Annotated in this window: 13 protein-coding genes; 5 read left to right on the top strand and 8 right to left on the bottom strand. The window is 41.4% G+C overall.

Annotation, left to right across the window (positions count from 1 at the left end; all coding sequences use genetic code 11):
- Positions 1-181: 181 nt before the first annotated feature.
- Complete coding sequence (locus N483_RS21540) at positions 182-961, bottom strand: DUF2189 domain-containing protein (protein ID WP_023397877.1); 780 nt, start codon at positions 959-961, stop codon at positions 182-184.
- 258 nt (positions 962-1219) lie between these two features.
- On the opposite strand from N483_RS21540, the gene udp reads away from it, so the two are divergent.
- Positions 1220-1984 carry a uridine phosphorylase gene (udp, locus tag N483_RS21545; protein WP_023397878.1) on the top strand — a complete coding sequence of 255 codons (765 nt, stop codon included), beginning with the start codon at positions 1220-1222 and terminating at the stop codon, positions 1982-1984.
- 18 nt (positions 1985-2002) lie between these two features.
- On the opposite strand, the gene cdd is transcribed toward udp, so the two are convergent.
- The 3 genes from cdd to ppc all read right to left on the bottom strand — a co-directional run bounded on the left by cdd (position 2003) and on the right by ppc (position 6092).
- The gene (cdd, locus tag N483_RS21550) at positions 2003-2857 is read right to left on the bottom strand and encodes a cytidine deaminase (protein WP_023397879.1); all 855 of its coding nucleotides are present in this window, start codon (positions 2855-2857) and stop codon (positions 2003-2005) included.
- Between the two features lie 43 nt (positions 2858-2900).
- Positions 2901-3269 (bottom strand): hypothetical protein, encoded by a 369-nt coding sequence (locus N483_RS21555; RefSeq protein WP_023397880.1) that lies wholly within the window; start codon positions 3267-3269, stop codon positions 2901-2903.
- Between the two features lie 189 nt (positions 3270-3458).
- Entirely contained in the window at positions 3459-6092 is a 2634-nt protein-coding gene (gene ppc / locus N483_RS21560) for a phosphoenolpyruvate carboxylase (protein ID WP_023397881.1), read from the bottom strand.
- Positions 6093-6292: 200 nt separating this feature from the next.
- On the opposite strand from ppc, the gene N483_RS21565 reads away from it, so the two are divergent.
- The gene (locus N483_RS21565) at positions 6293-7012 is read left to right on the top strand and encodes an SDR family NAD(P)-dependent oxidoreductase (RefSeq protein WP_023397882.1); all 720 of its coding nucleotides are present in this window, start codon (positions 6293-6295) and stop codon (positions 7010-7012) included.
- Between the two features lie 4 nt (positions 7013-7016).
- Positions 7017-7649, top strand: coding sequence for a flavin reductase family protein (locus tag N483_RS21570; RefSeq protein WP_023397883.1), 633 nt, complete (start codon positions 7017-7019; stop codon positions 7647-7649).
- 63 nt (positions 7650-7712) lie between these two features.
- Here the strand turns inward: N483_RS21570 and N483_RS21575 are convergent, their stop codons facing one another.
- Positions 7713-8543: a DUF6279 family lipoprotein gene (locus N483_RS21575; protein WP_023397884.1), complete on the bottom strand. Its 831-nt coding sequence runs from the start codon at positions 8541-8543 to the stop codon at positions 7713-7715.
- Positions 8544-8860: 317 nt separating this feature from the next.
- On the opposite strand from N483_RS21575, the gene N483_RS21580 reads away from it, so the two are divergent.
- Complete coding sequence (locus N483_RS21580) at positions 8861-9589, top strand: tetratricopeptide repeat protein (RefSeq protein WP_023397885.1); 729 nt, start codon at positions 8861-8863, stop codon at positions 9587-9589.
- Between the two features lie 11 nt (positions 9590-9600).
- On the opposite strand, the gene N483_RS21585 is transcribed toward N483_RS21580, so the two are convergent.
- A complete protein-coding gene (locus N483_RS21585; protein ID WP_052027339.1) occupies positions 9601-10992 on the bottom strand; it encodes an aldehyde dehydrogenase family protein in 1392 nt (463 codons plus the stop codon).
- 553 nt (positions 10993-11545) lie between these two features.
- Here N483_RS21585 and N483_RS21590 point away from each other — a divergent pair.
- Entirely contained in the window at positions 11546-13543 is a 1998-nt protein-coding gene (locus N483_RS21590; protein WP_023397887.1) for a hypothetical protein, read from the top strand.
- A 628-nt stretch (positions 13544-14171) separates the two neighbouring features.
- Here the strand turns inward: N483_RS21590 and N483_RS21600 are convergent.
- Both N483_RS21600 and N483_RS21605 read right to left on the bottom strand, forming a co-directional pair.
- On the bottom strand, positions 14172-15626 hold the full coding sequence (locus N483_RS21600) for an SLC13 family permease (protein WP_023397888.1): 1455 nt from the start codon (positions 15624-15626) through the stop codon (positions 14172-14174).
- Positions 15627-15809: 183 nt separating this feature from the next.
- Complete coding sequence (locus N483_RS21605; protein WP_023397890.1) at positions 15810-17330, bottom strand: M28 family metallopeptidase; 1521 nt, start codon at positions 17328-17330, stop codon at positions 15810-15812.
- Between the last annotated feature and the right edge of the window lie 51 nt (positions 17331-17381).

Here is a 17381-nt window from a genome sequence, read left to right on the forward strand (position 1 = left end):
CACAATAAAATCACTACAAATAAAAACCAATTTAATCAACCACTTGATTGATTATAAAAATGACCTACGAGAAAATTACAATTAGAATAACGCTGATATAACATGGTAGGAATATAAGTCAACCGCTGGATGCTAATCACATAAAAACACCAGCGGCTGAATATTCACAGAAGATGTCTAGTTATTCGTATCCTCTGGGCTTTTTGGTCTTGATGATTGCGATATATCCATGCCAACTGGCATAAGCAAGTAGCGGCATAATAATGATGAACCCTGCTGCGCCTGTCAAAAACCCAATGATAACCATAGTGACTATGGTCAACCCCCACACGATCATGGCTGGTACATTAGTGCCAACCGCATGTATAGATGACACTACCGCCGTCATAATATCGACTCTTCGCTCCATCATGATTTGAGGCGTAAATGCAGAAATCGCGAAAACAGCCATCATCAATACACCACCAACAATGGATCCGAGTGTTAAAAATGCTGATAGTTGTTCAAAGTTGGGGTTTGGCACATTCGGATACAATGCATGTATCAACGCCGCCAGTCGCATCCACACTATCATGATAACCATTAATAAAATGGCAAACCCCCATTCTCCCGCAGGGTTTCTAAACATGGATTTCAAACTATGCATTAATGTTGGCTTGTGACCTTTTTCTAACTCCCAAGCAACATCGTACAAACCTGCAGCGAACGCGGGACCGATTAAAGCGAATGCCACTGAAGCAGGTAAAATAACGAGGTGTGTGCCAGACTGAAAAACAAGCCACATAATAAAAGCGGGGATAATACTAAATACTAAACCGTATATTAGACTCAGGATTGGTGCCCTCACAATATCTTTGCAAGCTAATGATAACCAGTGAAATGGGGCTAGCGCACTAATTTGATTGCTTTCCAAGCACCGCGCGAATTCTGGGGTTTTATCTACCGAGTGAGATGTTGGCATAAAGGTGTCCTCTCTACATTGCTATATTAAGGTTTAGATGAGCTGGGCCTAACATGCAAGCATTGCAATAGTACACTGTTATATTTGTTTTCAAATTCGTTAAAAAATGGTTTTGTGTTACAACTTTACCCGTAATCAAACCATGCTCGTTTTATAAGTAACCAGTCAGTTAGCTTGGTTTAGCTCAGAGGACATGTGTCCTGTACTTAAACCTCTTTAACTTTAACCATTACGTTTTAGAACATAAAAAGGTTTTTTATGGAAAAGGTATTTCACTTGGGATTAACCCAAGCAGATCTTCAAGGTGCTAAGCTAGCAATCGTTCCGGGCGATCCCGAACGTTCAAAACGAATCGCCCAGCAGTTAGACAATGCTATTTGCCTAGCGCAAACAAGAGAGTTTCATATTTACCTAGCCACAATTAAAGAGCAACCAGTTGTTGTTTGCTCCACAGGAATTGGTGGCCCGTCTACTTCTATTGCTGTGGAAGAACTCGCTCAGCTCGGGATCAAAACATTTTTAAGAATTGGTACCACAGGTGCAATTCAGCCACATATTGATGAAGGTGATATTCTCGTCAGCACTGCATCAGTTAGACTAGATGGCGCAAGCCAGCACTTTGCTCCTTTGGCATACCCTGCGGTTTCAGACTTTCATAGTACTCAAGCTATGGTGCAAGCTTGTGAATTTGAGAAGGTGCCTTATCACACAGGTATCACCGCTTCGAGTGACACATTCTATCCAGGACAAGAACGTTACGACACATTCTCCGGCTATGTATCCAAAGCATTCCAAGGGTCATGTGAAGAATGGCAAAAGCTCAATGTCATGAACTATGAAATGGAGTCAGCGACTCTATTCACTATGTGTGCAGCTCTTGGCCTAAAAGCAGCTTGTGTAGCCGGCGTGTTAGTAAATAGAACAAGGCAGGAAATTCCTGACGTTGACCATCAGTTGGTTGAAAAGCGTGCTGTTTCAGTGGTAATTAAAGCCGCCGAGATCCTTATTACTCAATCAAAGTAGGCTTACGCCTACTTTAGACTAAAATACGTGGTGCTCCAAAGGCACGGTGCCTTTTAAGTTGGTCAATACAGCTTGAGCCACGGATTTTTGATTTTCAAAACCCGCTTTCTCTACTAATGTAATGCGCTCTACACAAGCATCTTCTAACTTAATACCGGATAGCGCCAATTGACTTAATACACTACTCATGGGTGATAAACTCGGGCTGTAAGCGGCATTTTCCGCATATCTGCCATAAAAGGCTCGTCCATCTTTCAAAACCAACTCTGCCGCACTCAAATTGCTAGTATAAGGCACATAGGCTTGACGTAAGTGTTGTTTCAATGCTTCAGATATAGGCAGGTTGATATCAACATCGGACGCTACATTTGACATAAGTGACGCCCCATTGCCCAGATCACTCGGACCAAAATCACAAGGCAACAACTCGTTCAAGGTAAACCTTCCATTTGGCAGTAGTATTGACAAGGTACCAGCCGAGTTCAACTCATTCATAAACTGGCGACAAAATCCACAAGGTGCGGCATTAATGGCTATCGAAGTGATTTCTTGCGCACCATTTATCCATGCATTATTGATTGCTGCTTGCTCTGCATGAACTACCAAAGATAGTGCCTGACGTTTAAACTCTAAATTAGCGCCCAAATACATACTGTCCGTAATTTTATCAAAAACCACGGCACCAACATAAAAGGAAGAGATAGGAGCTTGAGCAAATTTTGCTGCAATTGGTAACAAGGCTTGCTGAAGTTGCTCTTTGTCACAATTGAGTTGACTTATCAGTTCAGATACGACAGTCGTCTTTAATACACCGTGTGTTTGCTTAGCGCTATCGTAAATATATTCTTCTGTTTTGCTGTCTATTATTACCATAATTTAATTATTATAGAATATGGCATGTCAGTTTACGCAGGTTTTACGCGTTACTCAACCATTCCTTTGCAGATTTAAAACACTCAAAGTTTTCTGCATGAATACCAAACCTTTTTACTTTTTGTAAAAACAAATCGTGCATATAACCTTCAAAACCAACAACACGGGCAATTTGCATATTGGTCAAATGATGAGCAACCTTAGGCATTACATTGACAATGTCAATGGCAGCAAATTTATGCTCTAACTCTGAAACGTCAATGAGCACTTTTTTACTGCCATGTTGCTCTGAATACGCCTTAGCTGCTTTATAAGCATTGACCACATCTTCTGCTCCGGCTTTACCACGCACAGTCATTAAAATTAAAGACGTAGTTTGATCATAGGTAATACTGGTTGATAGTACTGACATATAGAACTCTGCAAAGATACCGACATAGAAATTACTAAAGAGGGCAAGGATTTTAGTTTAAAGCGTGGCGCTGTCAACAAAATAGGATTTAAAAACGAGTAAAAAATAAAAAACCAACCCTTTATGGTTGGTTTTTTATTTCACTGCGTTATAAAAATGTATTTTCAAATTACATTTAGCACATAAGTATTAGCCAGTATTACGTAAACCTGCGGCGATCCCCATCATTGTGATCATCAATGCACTATCTAGGTTTTGATCATCAGCTGCGCGTGTACGCTTTAATAACTCTACTTGCAACAGGTTTAGAGGATCTGTATAGGGGTTACGTAACGCGATTGACTCTTTGATCCAAGGCTGTGCAGACAATAAACTCCCCTTAGGTGCCAGTCGCAATACTTCATCCATGGTCTCTTTCAGCTCTGCTCTTAGCTTTTCCCCAATAATCTGAAGCTCTTTAGGCACTAGGCGCTCGTCATAATATTCAGTTAGCCATAAATCAGCTTTACAAAACACCATTTCAAGCATTTCGATTCTAGTTCTAAAAAAAGGCCACAGCTCACTCATTTCTTCAATTAACGATTCACCACCTAAGTTGAGGACAGCTTTAATCCCTTCATTCGCTCCGAGCCAGGCGGGCAACATCAAGCGATTTTGACTCCATGCAAAAATCCATGGTATTGCACGTAAGCTTTCTATACCCCCTTTTGGATTGCGTTTGGCAGGTCGAGATCCGAGTGGCAATTTAGCTAGCTCTATTTCTGGTGTCGCACTTCTAAAGTATGAAACAAAATCTGGCGTATTACGGACATATTGGCGGTATCGTTCACATGACGCTTCACTGAGCATATCCATAGCCTCGCGCCATTGTGACTTCGGTTTTGGAGGTGGGAACAGGTTATTTTCTATGATCGCACTGGCATATAACGAAAGACTTTGAATCGCAACTGGAGAGAGTCCAAATTTAAATCGTATCATCTCCCCTTGCTCTGTCACTCTTAAACCATGTTTAAGCGAACCTGGTGGCTGTGAGCGTAAGGCTTGACGTGCGGGAGCACCACCGCGGCCAATGGTCCCTCCTCGCCCATGAAATAGCTTCATTTTAATCCCGTGCTTATCTCCCAATTCAATAAGAGACTCCATGGCTCGGTATTGCGCCCAGCCAGCCGCCATCATTCCCGCATCTTTTGCCGAATCTGAATAACCAATCATGACATACTGTTGATGTGACAAGTGGCCCTTGTACCAACTCGAACTGAAAAGTTCAGTCATTACTTTGTCTGCGCGGTTTAAATCGTCGAGCGTTTCAAATAACGGCGCGACTGGGAAATTAAACCCAACACCACTTTCTTTGAGCAGCAGTTGAACAGCCAATACATCAGACGCATACTGTGCCATAGATATGATATAGATCCCCAGAGCAGCACTATCTTGTTGCGCAATCACATCAAACGTATCTATCACTTCTTTTACGGATTCATTTGGACGCCAATGCTTTGGTATGATCGGTCTCCTTGAACTTAGCTCAGACAGCAAAAATGCCTGTTTATCTTGCTCAGACCACTGGGCGTAATCACCGACTCCCAGATATCGCGTAAGCTCTGATAGAACCTCAGTATGACGGGCTGAGTCTTGGCGAATATCTAGCTGGCATAAGTTCACGCCAAAGCAATTTAAGCGACGTAGCACATCTAACAGCAAGCCATTGGCAACAACTTCCATTCCCAGCTCATTGAGAGAATTGAAACAAACCAACAGTGGCTCTCGTAGCTGTGCTGTGAATTTAATTTTATCGCGGCAAGACGTTGGTGTTCCTTTGATTTTACTCTCTAAAAAGTCAATGGTTTCGCGTACATCTAATTTAAGGTTTTTCAATAGTGCACGATATGGTTCGCTCGTTTCACCCGTTTGCGCTAACAACACCTTGCTTGCGCCACTCATAGATAACTCAGCACTTAGCTTATCTAGATCTCGGTAATACAGGTCAAGCGCCATCCAGCGGCCATGATCGAGCACACTTTGTGTTACTGTCGCGGTTACATTGGGGTTACCATCTCTATCTCCGCCCATCCACGATGCAAGCTTCACTGGTGAAAAGCTCTGAGGTAGATGAATACCTAGATACTGCTGCGCCATCTTGCCGAGTTCACCAACAAATTGTGGAATTGCGTGCCACAAGCTGTTTTCAACCACGGCAAACCCCCACTTAGCTTCTTCTAAGGGTGTCGGCCGCTTATCTCGAATTTCATTGGTATGCCAAGCCTGACAAATCAGCTGTGCTATCCGGGCTAAAATGGTATCTCTTTCTACACCTGTACACTCAAGGCTTTCAAGTTCTTTAAGACAATCACTTAATTCAACGTGTTTGCTGATTATTGTGCGGCGAGTTACTTCCGTTGGGTGTGCCGTGAGCACTAATTCTATTTGCAATGTGGATAGAGCCTGTATTGCATCCTCTTGAGAGCACTCTTCTTTTTCAACACGATCGGCGAGATCTTTAATGGTGCTTTCAATCGTTTCGAAGGCTCCCTCTGGTGAACCGGCTTTTGAAGTCGTATGATACTGCTCTGCAACGTTCGCTAAATTCAGAAAGTGGTTAAACGCTCTACAGACAGGCAAAAGTTCTTCGTTGCTTAGCGCCTTTAACGTATTAATTAGGGCATCTCGCGCTTGATGATCTCCGCTTCTAGAGGCTTTGGCGAGATGTCTGATCTGCTCTACTTTTTCAAGTAGTTCTGAACCCAGAGCATGCTCGATGGTTGCCCCCAAACACTCACCTAAAAGACTTACATTGCGACGTAGATTTGTATATTGCTGGTCCATACACTTTCCTTTGAATACAATTTATCCAAACCAATATACTGTTAAACATACATAAATGAAAAGACCATTTCGTTACACTTTTTTAATCTTGCCCTCGTCCATTTTTGCCATTTTAAAGCAAAATCTCCTGAAATTGAGGTGATCCAAACTCTGTTCAGAGCCGTTTATATCTAAATTATTTTCATAGCAAATAAGTTTTTATGGTGCAAAAAACAGCCGTGGTGATCGGTGCCAATGGCGCGATCGGTAAAGCACTTGTCAACCAGTACTTGCGTCTAAATTACCAGGTCGTTGCGATTAGCTCAGGTAAGTTAAACGTGGCACATCCCATGTTGACTAAATTTATAACAGATTACTCAAGAGACAGCATACAGGACCTCTCAAACCGTATCGCACGGATCTATCCTAACACTGCATATGTTACTGTTTGCAATGGTATATTACATACCGAAAACCACATGCCCGAGAAGAAAATAGAAGCATTTGATGAGGCATATTTCAACGCGCTTTTACAAGCCAACACAATGACGCCTTTTTTATGGCTGCAAGCATTTATGCCTCATTTGCTATCAACTAACACGCCCTGTGTGTTCACCGCATTGAGTGCCCGCATCGGTAGTATTTCTGATAATCAGCTTGGAGGTTGGTATAGCTACAGGGCGTCCAAAGCCGCACTCAACATGCTTTTTAAAACGGCCAGCGTTGAATTGCAAAGGCGTCGATGCAATGTTAAGTTGATGCTTTTTCACCCAGGCACAACTGACTCTGCACTGTCAAAACCCTTTCAAAATAATGTTCCACAAGACAAATTATTCAAACCAGAATTTGTCGCTCAGCAACTACACCAGCTTCAAACTAGTAGGGTGTTTGATGGTGATGTTGACTACATCGATTGGCAAGGCGAAAGCATAGAATGGTGACCTCATGATATTTAATTCCCAAGACTTACTTAATTTTCCAGACAGGTATCGCGCACATTTTATTAATAGCCTGTCTGGCTATAAAAGTGCAAACCTAGTTGGTACACGAAGCCCTAATGGCGAAGAGAACTTGTCAATTGTGAGTTCGGTATTCCATTTGGGTGCGCACCCGCCGTTAATGGGGGTCATTTTTAGGCCTCATAGTGTCAGACGAGATACACTCGAAAATATATTGCAAACAAAGATATACACTATTAACCACGTAAACTCTTTAATTTGGAAAGAAGCCCACCAAACTTCAGCGCGATATGATGAACATCAGTCAGAGTTTGACGCAACGGGCTTGACGCCTTATTACCATCAAAGTTTTGACGCGCCATTTGTTGCACAAAGCCAGCTTAAAATAGGCCTTGAATTATGCCAGCATCAAACCATTGAGTTGAATAAAACCGTACTAGTCATTGGTAAAATAGTGCATGTGGAAGTCGACGACAATGCTGTTGAAGAAGATGGATTTATCAATTTAGAACAGCTTGATACCATTGCCGTCTCGGGACTAGATTGCTACCACACGGCGAGTAAAATAGCGCGACTTCAATACGCCAAACCAAACAAGCCCGCTGAAACAAAAACATGACGGGCAATTAACCGCAAGATAAATGTGTAACTTTCATGTTCATCAAGACGGCAATAAAGTGCTTTACAGTTTGGCATCGTTAAACTCTTCGAGTATATAATCCAAATCTTTTAGATAATCGACAAACTCGGCTTGCTGATCTGTTGAGAGTGTAGCTCTCAAACTTATCAACAAGTCAATTTGCTTGGCAATACGCTGAACTCTGTGCTTTTTAATGTGCTCTGGTAAAGTATTAGGAGCGTCAACAATATACCTTGTCAGTTCTTCGATTTCAGCCACTGTGAGCGAACTTCTTTGAAGCAATGCTTCAATTTTCGAAAGCCGTTTTTGATTGTGGAGCACCCTCACTTCTCGATAAAAAGCCACTTTATCGTAATGGCGGCTGATCATTTCTTTTTGCTGGAGATTTAATTTTCCTAATGCGTCCTCGAATCGCTCAATCGAATTTTCAACTCGCTCAATCGAATTTTCAACTCGCTCATTTCGACTTTTATACTTTCCCATTTCACCTTTGATATTTGATATAAGCTGTTTTCTTTGTTTTTGGTCAAGTGAAACTAATAACTGGACAAGCACTGGCCCAGCATCTTGTATCAAGTCATACCAATGCCCACTTACTTGTTGACTGAGTTCGAGAATCTGCCTTTTATCCATTGTCTGCCAATTGGCGCCAAGGGTTTTAAGCCAACTTGAATACATTGGCAAATAGTGAGATTGATGTCGCAATTGAATTTGGTGAAAGCCTTTTAAAAGCATTTCTTCTTGAGGGCGAGTTAATGTTACAAAATCCTCGAGCCTATTAAGTATAAGCCTGTCTGCATTTTTATAAATTGTCTCGTACATACAAGCAGTTAAAGATAACAATAACAACAAGACTGTGATTACTTTCGTCATAAAACACCTTAAATGCAATTAATTATCATTTGCGGTTGACATTTACTCCCGAGTAACTGATAATCATTCTCAATGAAGCGAACTAGTTGATTATACGCACAATGAATGCTCGCTTCATATAGTGAATTACTACTCGACCCAGTAATTTCACACACTCATTTACTTGCTACATTGCTCATATCGGTGACGGTAGATATGAAAATTAAAAAGCCCGAAAGGGCTTTTTTTATTTCCCTTCATAAACTTATAGTCTAAACTGCGTTATTAAACTAGGTGCATTAAGCTAAACACACTCCCCTGTAACATAAGGAGAAATAATGATGCGGAAAATAACTCAAATACTTCTTTTCTCGGGCCTCATAGCATGCTCAACTCCCTCCATCGCAGGATTAGAAGAAGGCATCGCGGCTGCGAATGCGGGCCAGTTTGATGTCGCTCTAAAGGAGTTTCAATACTTAGTCGATATGGGATTCGCCCCAGGCATGTACGAGCTTGCAAAAATGCATGAAGGCGGATATGGCGTGCCAAAAAACCCTAGAAAAGCAGCTGAATTATTGCAACGGGCAGTTAAATTAGGCAGCGCTGATGCTATGTTCGCACTGGCAGTTTTGTACCAAGATGGTAGAGGTGTGAAACTAGATAAACAAAAAGCCGTGGATCTTTTCACTCAAGCGGCTAAAAAGAGTCTGCCTGCCGCTCAGTTTAACCTTGGTGTTATGCATGCAAACGGAGATGGCGTTGTACAAGACTACTCCAAAGCACGTTTTTGGTATGAGCGCGCCGCTGCCAACAATTATACGCTTGCAATGTATAACTTGGCGTTACTGTACTACCAAGGCTTAGGTGTGCAAAAGAATGTTGAACGCTCATACATATGGAACTTGCTCGCTGAGTTTAACGGTTACGCTCAAGCAGCAGAAAGCAGACAACTTGACGAGCAAAGCCTGTCTCGCTCGCAGTTAGAGCGTGGACAACGTATAGCCAATGAGATTTATCACAAGATTCAAGCCAAAACCTATATTGCTGGTAGTGGATTTGCCGAATAGCTAAGTCAAACTTAACGCAAATATAGCCATGTCAAAACATGTTTTATGATGTGGCTATAGCGGTCAAACAGCTGACTACGCCACATTTTATCGCTAGATTTGAAAATGGACTTGCCGTGGCTCAATGCCATAAAACCCTCTTTTGCATGATACTGACCCATGCCCGAACTCCCCAATCCACCAAAAGGCAAATCGACGACGGCAACATGTAGCAGCATGTCGTTGATACACAGTGATCCTGCTTGCAAACTACGACGGAGCACGGCCTCGGGCTCTTTACTGTTTGTATATAAATAACATGCTAAAGGGGTGCCAAGAGATTGCACTACACGCTTTGCATGTTCAAGATCTTGGACCTTTAACACATTTACAATAGGTCCAAATACCTCTTCTTGCATAATGCGGGATTTCAAAGAAGGTTCGATGACTATATGAATCCCAAATTCTTTAGCCGTTAAACTTTCTAGGGGTTTGGAGGAGTAAACTTCTGCGCCCTGACTTTGTGCATCGTTCATAAGCGACAAGAGTCTGTTGGCATGATGCTGGTTTATAATACCTGTGCAATCTTTTGACTGACTACTTTCCCGCACCCTGCTTTTAAGTTTTTCAATAAACTCATCAAAAATAGACTCATTAACAAGTACATAGTCTGGAGCAACACAGATCTGCCCCGCGTTCATTGTTTTCGCATGTATGATATCTAATATCGCTTTATGTTGATTAGCATCATCTAACACCAGCATGGGTGATTTGCCACCTAGCTCTAACGTAACAGGGACCAAATTTTGTGCTGCTGCTGCATAAACCTGTTTGCCGATATGAGTTGAGCCTGTGAAAAATAAGTGATCAAAAGCTAGTTGACTGAATTCAGACGCAACATTCGCGTCTCCCTCAATAACAATACAGTCTCCTTCTAAAGGCGCCAACACATCTTTAATTACCTGATTGATAGCAGGGGTCAGCTCACTGAGCTTAAGCATTACTTTATTACCGGCAGCAATGGCCGTCGCGAGCGGGACAAGCGCTAGCTGTATAGGGTAATTCCACGGGGCAATAACGCCAACAACCCCCTTTGGCACGTACTCTATCCACACTTTAGAAGGTAAAAACTGCCAGCCAGCTGATCTACTATGAGGTTTTATCCAAGAGTCAAGGTGCTTAGATATATACTTAATATGACTAATAGTTGGTATGATATCGGCCACTAAAGAATCATAATCAGAACGCGTACTAAAGTCAGCCTTCGCAGCGTCTACAAGGCGCGATTTACTTTCAATTATTGCTGCGCTTAGATTTTTAAGCAGCTGTTTGCGTGCATCAACAGAAGGATATGGCGTCGCCAAATACGCAGCCTTGAGTGTAGCAAGTTTATCTCCAATAGAGTTATTAAGCACAGCTGTCACATCTTCTCCCTTAACCATTTGTAACGAATACATCTTATTATACGCAACTTTTTAACCCAAAGTTAAAAACAAAACAAAAAAACAACATTTAGTAGAGGTAATAACCAGTCACTTTGATAATAAATTAAACATAAAACAATAATAGTTAATAACATATTATTCACAATAAGCAATTGATGACATTGAATTCTATACTACCAATATAAAAGAACTAAGTTATACAGCGCTCATTAATAGTACAGATTTAAAAGTCATGATCATCAATTTTTAAAAAAACCAATAAGCCATATCCCACAAAGACAACTAAAAAAATAAAGCATTGATATTTATGCCTATATTTCAATCAAAATAAGATACCCCCCCCTTCTTGTTTACTCTCATTTACAAAAAAAATGCATTACTTAATCCCTGTTATATTGGGAGAAAATAATAATTCGATTATTAATCAAACAAATTTATAGTAGAACTTATACCCAATATGAATATTTTCCTATGGTTTTATGTTTTAATTTCACCCGATAACAAAGTGATGAATTAATACAGGAAGATATTAATGTTTAAATATTCAAAAGTCGCACTTGGCTTAGCTACTTGTTTCGCTCTAACAGGCTGTTTAGAAGTTGAAGATGATGGTAACAAAGAAATTTCAAACCAGCTGAATAGTCAAAATGAACTATTGCAAACACAAATTGACTTGTTAACAGAGCAACAAGAAAACGCTAAGGCACCAGCAGCTATTAAAGGTACTGTAGTATCTGTATCTGAAGGCGTTTCTGCTGCTGACGCACAAGTAAGCGTTTTTGTTGACAATGCATGGACGGAAGCCGTGGCAGTCGCTGAAGACGGCTCATTCAATATTGCAAACCTGCCTGCTCAACGCAGCATCGTTGTAAAAGTTTCTAGTGAAAGCGGCGCATTCCTTACTCGCCACTTTAAAGCCAGAACAACAGGCAATGTTGCCAACGGTGTTCAAACTGCTGACCTGTATAACCTTGAAGTATCAGAGGGCTATACCAAAGAAATTAAAGTTCTTGATTCGGAATCAAACGAAGCAATTAAAAACCTAACTATTTGGGCAGATGACGTTACCGATTTAGATCGTTTCTGGACCGTAGAAAACTTCGAAAAAATGGTCAAAGATACCTACGCAACTAAAGCTGTGTATAACGAAGAGAAAGGTGTCTATGTAATCCAGTTAGCGAAAGACTTGCCTGTTGATTTATACTACAACCCGGACCTAAATGGTGACGGTAACGATAACTACATTCCTGAATCAGGTAACTATTCAGGTCGTGATGGCGAAATTCAACTTTCAGAAGCCAAATTAATTGACTCAATAGATGTCATGTACATGACAGCACTGAACACCCATGAATTTAGCATTGCACTTACTGTCCTTGACGAAGAAGGTAATGCGGTTGAGGTTAAGCGCGTATTTGCGAATGATAATGACCGTGGTGAGAAGTACGCGACTTATAACGAAGAAACAAAGCAGTATGATCTAGACGCTAATTTCTTTAATCGCTTAAGTCTTGTTATTCCGGGTTTTCAAAAAGATGACCTAGTTTACAGCAGTGCAAACGTTGAAATTAGCTACAACACAGCTCTTTCTGCATACGACGTATATAATGGTAATACCCATGCTCCAGTTGAGCTGTCGAACAACACTTTAAACTTGGTTGTTCACCTACACAGCGATGAAGTAAGCGAGTCTTCAGTGTCAAGGATTGCGACTGTTGATGCAAAAGATACTGTTGACAACGACGTACAGCTATACTTAAACGTACCTGTTGAAGTCGCAGCAGCTAACGTTCAAGCAATGGCTGTAAATCACGTTTTAGAATCGAAAGATGGTTCTACTACATTGAATACTGTTGAAACTGTTGTTGAACATGACCTTACGTTAGACTTAGACAATACACGTATTACCATCACACCAAAAACAGAAGTGACAACAAACTATAGATACCGAGTGTCTATCGATGAGGTTACCAATACTATCTCAGGTAAAACTGAGCAGCTTGGCTTCAACAGAGAGTATAACTTACCAGTTAGTAACGCTGTTTTCGATATCAATGAGCTAACAGCCGATAACTTTAACTACACTACAAATGGCAAGCCAATTGTCGCTAAAAACTCAGCAGGTGTTGACGATACTTGGGCATGGGACTACGATGGCTACGTTAGATTCGTTTTACCAAAGCACTTGTACTTGGTAGAAAAGTTAAGCTTTGAAGTTGTTAAATATACACATAACAATGTAGAGACTGTTATCAGTGATCCTAATACAGAGATTGTTATTGGCGACGGCTGGAGTAACCATCACACATCGTTCCTAGCAAAAATAGCTCGCAATGAAGAGCGTAATGGCCATTTCACTGCCGGTGGATCAGCGGAAAGTGGCTATAGATCAATTAGTTATACCGATCTAGGTCTACATTTGGACGACAACAAAGAAGGCGACAAGAGCTCAATTACTATCAACTACAGCTACCAACTGAAAGACAGTAAAGATGTGGTCACAGGTACTCTAGAGTTACCAGTTCAATAAACTTGAAGTATTTAAAAAGGGCTTGGTGTTAACCAAGCCCTTTTTTATGAGTATAATTTCAGTGTTCATATCTAATAGCAATACACTCTATGTGCTACCACCGAGATTAAGCAGATTACCTAATTACAACCCGTCCAATAAAGCTTATTAAATCCGCGTAAACCACTTACATGTAGCGTGACAGATGTATCTCGTTCTCATATTTTATAGAATTTTAATCCCAAGCGAGCAGCCTAGAGTGTATGTGGCTAACTCTCAAATTGGTGACTGGTACTGACTTGTGGCCACATTGCATTATATGACTAACTAACGATATGAGGCGGCACTATCAACCCCTATATTCACGACATGTTTATCAAAGCTATATTGCAGCACTCCCTATATTTAAAATTACGATGGACTGTGGCTCCGTCAATAATTAAACAAGTTGCCTGTATTAAAGATCTCCTAAAACCTTTGGTGTATCGACCTAGTTACAATGGGAGAAAGTTCGGTATTTTACATGGTTGGCAACAAACAGACTTAGCTGATGAATTGCATAAGGAGCAACAAAAATGGTGAGTTTTATGACTTAAAAAGAAGGGCCAAGCTCCTCAAAACTGAACAGCTTGGTACATGATTTCGTTAACTAGAATACAAACACCCAACGAGCAACTGTTAATGTCAGAATGCTCAGTATTGCTATTGCTATAAGGTTCATTACAAATCCAGCTTTGATCATGTCTTTAATTTTGATCTCTCCAGAACCAAAAACAATCGCATTAGGCGGTGTAGCAACGGGCATCATAAAGGCACAACTGGCCGCCATTGCAGCAGGGATTATCCATATTAAAGGTGTGCCAGTAACCTGTTCTGCAACAGGGCCAAGTAATGGTAAAAAGCCTGCAGCGGTTGCCGTATTACTGGTTAATTCAGTTAAGAAAGTGATTAGAGCAGCGACCGCAATAACACTCAATACAAGTGGAATAGCGCTGGCACCTGCAAGTAAATTCGCAATATATTCAGCCAGCCCTGATCCCTTGATCTGACTGGCTAAGGTTAGACCGCCACCAAAGAGTAATAAGATCCCCCAGGGTACTTCTTTTGCGGCTGGCCAATCCATTACCTTTTGCTCACCTTGTTTGTCAGCTGGCAACACAAACAACAGGATTGAGGCAGCAACCGCAATCCCGGTATCTGTGATATTTAAACCAGTCCAAGTTTGCAAGTAGGGTCTTAACAACCAACCAAATACTGCAAACAAAAATACATACATAACATTTTTTTCAGCGATTGACATCGATCCTTGATCGCTCAACTGAGCAGAGAATATCTCAGTCATTTCAGTATTGTTTTGCTGTGGTGCAAGTTTAAATGCAAACTTTGTAAGCCATAACCAACATAAGATAATCATCCCAAATGTAAATGGCACAGCCACAATCATCCATTGACCAAAGCCAATTTGTATTTGATGGTTGTCCCATAAATACGCAACCATTAACGCATTAGGCGCAGTGCCTATAATAGTTCCTACGCCGCCTAAACTGGCACTATAAGCAATAGCCAATAACAATGCTTTTGCGTAGTTATCACAGTGCGCACCATTTTTTTGTAAAACGTGAATAACAGACAATGCAATGGGTAACAACATCAAAGTTGTCGCAGTGTTATTGATCCACATAGACAAAAAACCACTGACTAACATCATTGCGAGAACTTGATACTTGGGATTTGTACCACTTTTCAACATGGTTTGCAGTGCAATTCGTTTATGTAACTGAGACTTTTCCATCGCAATGGAAATTAAAAAGCCACCTAAGAACAGAAATATAAGTGGGTGAGCATACGCTGATGAGGTACTTTTTATATCATTGATACCCGCCAAAGGCACTGCTAGTAGAGGCACTAGTGAAGTTACTGGAATTGGCACCGTTTCGCTCACCCACCAAACCGCCAGCCACATGGCAAGACCAGCAGTACGCCAGCCTTGTTCTGACAAACCTTCAGGGCTTTGAGTGAAGCATGTTAGTAGAAAAAGAAAAGGGCCTAAAAATAGCCACAACTTATTGTATAGGGAACTGCCTTTAACCATTGTATCCGTCATTTATCAATTTTTTGTAATTATGAATGCTAATTAAGGAGGCAGTATGAATGAGCATGCTGTAATCTACAAGACACCAAAAGCCTTAGGCAACATAAAAGCAAGCTTTTGCTCACTATATAGTTATACCAGTAATCAAAAATAGACCGCTGCACTCTATGAATACAGCGGCCTAGGCTTACATTTTTAGTTGGCAGTAATTTTAAGCGTTACGCCAGATGCCTGCGTATAACCACGCAAGTCAAAGTACCAGGTCCCCGCTTCTGGCAATGACAATGTGCAAACTTCATTGTTTCCATAACGATATGGACGACAGCGATATTGAGACGTCGTTGATTGACTACCAAAGTTCACATACAGATCGGCATCGCCGGAACCGCCTGAAATGGTCACTTTGAGCTCTTTGTAGCCACTACCGATTGGTAAATTAGTACGCCACCATTGCCCAGACTCAACACTTACATCGGTAAATGTTTTTTGTATTGGTGTTGGATCTGTGGGTGGAGGTGGTGTACTACCTGCGGTTTTTGCCAGCTCAGCGACATAAGCACTGGCCAACTTGGCAAAATTTAAAGAGTGCTCTGCATTATATTCCGTATCGTTTGAAGAGTGGATCAAACGATTTGACTCTCTCATACGAGATTCAAAGGGAAATGACGCAGGAAACCCTTGTTGATACCAAGATGCATGATCTGAGCAACCATAGCCACATCTATCATAGCCATAGCTAATAGTGCTCAAGTATGTATCTATTAGCTGGCTCATAAATGTATTTTGGGCACTGTTGGTATAGTCAGTAATGAGCACAATGTCATATTGGCCGCCTTTGTGTCCAGACATATCAAATTGCGCCATGCCTACGACATTTCTCCCTGATGACTTGTAATCCTGTGCAATTGCTTTTGACCCTCTCAATCCCACTTCTTCCGCAGCGTACCCCATAATTTGCACGGTTCGCTTGGGTTTATAGTTGGTCTCGACTATCGCTTTGAGCACTTCACTTAATACCGCGATACCAGATGCATTATCATCAGCACCAGGCGCTCGTCCCCCACTCGGATTAGAGCCATTGATAGAATCCAAATGCCCACCAATAACCACGATTTCATCAATTAACTCACTCCCAGGGATAGTGACAATGACAGACGGCTGCGCCCACGAATGGCCGTAGGACTCTACGGTGATATCAGCTCTTGAACGAGCCAAATCAGTCCAATGCTGTTTGACCCAATTGGAGGCATCTACGCCTGACTGCTGAGTGTAATATCGGTTGTAAAATGCTGTCATAGCACTGACGGTGCTATCTAGTCCTGTTGATGAAACTTTGCTCATCAGAGCTTGCACGGTTTGTGGGTTGTCTATGGTATAAGCTAGCTCAGGCTGATTTGCGTGAGCATGTGCCAAAGCGCTCAAGTATGATTTGGCTTCTTGCTCACTTTCATGAGCGACAAAACCACCACATCGATGATAGTTTTCGTGCATAAAATGACTGACATTAACATGCTCTGCTTCATCTAATAGCAATAAGTTCACCTCGGCATTATTCGTGGTGGACTGTGGGTATACTCGCCCTTTAATAGAGTTTTCTAATTGGTAATGCTGACTTGCTGGTGCGCCTAACGTTATCCATTTTTTTTCAGATGGTTCGCTTGAGAAACTAGGCTGTGAGAGGCACGCCAACAAACACATAAATGCTTTTGTACGCATAATGTATCCTTTACATGACTTTGCGAGAAGGCGACACGAGGTCGCCTATCA

The sequence above is a fragment of the Pseudoalteromonas luteoviolacea NCIMB 1944 genome (assembly GCF_001625565.1).
Classification (GTDB): Bacteria; Pseudomonadota; Gammaproteobacteria; order Enterobacterales; family Alteromonadaceae; genus Pseudoalteromonas; species Pseudoalteromonas luteoviolacea_F.